Origin of the sequence: Gordonia sp. i37 (assembly GCF_002043085.1) — a bacterium.
Lineage (GTDB): Bacteria > Actinomycetota > Actinomycetes > Mycobacteriales > Mycobacteriaceae > Gordonia > Gordonia polyisoprenivorans.
In genome coordinates, this window is the sequence record NZ_MVPX01000598.1 from 1 (window position 1) to 202 (window position 202).

Annotated in this window: 1 protein-coding gene; it reads right to left on the reverse strand. The window is 60.9% G+C overall.

What is annotated here, in order from left to right; translation table 11 throughout:
• Positions 1–202, reverse strand: a 202-nt coding sequence (locus tag B1964_RS28555) for an integrase core domain-containing protein (protein ID WP_139765933.1), incomplete at both ends; no start/stop codon positions are given.

The following is a 202-nucleotide window of genomic DNA, read 5'->3' on the forward strand; positions in this document are numbered from 1 at the left end:
CGCTCTCACGGTAGCGCGTCTCGTATTCGATGGGTGAGCAGTAGCCCAGCGACGAGTGCAGGCGGTCGGTGTTGAACCAGAACACATACGCTGCGGTCTCACGTTCGACCTCGGCGAGGTCGGTCCAGGTGCGACCGGTGTTGATGAGTTCGGTCTTGTAGAGCCCGATCGTCGATTCCATCAGCGCGTTGTCGAGGGCATC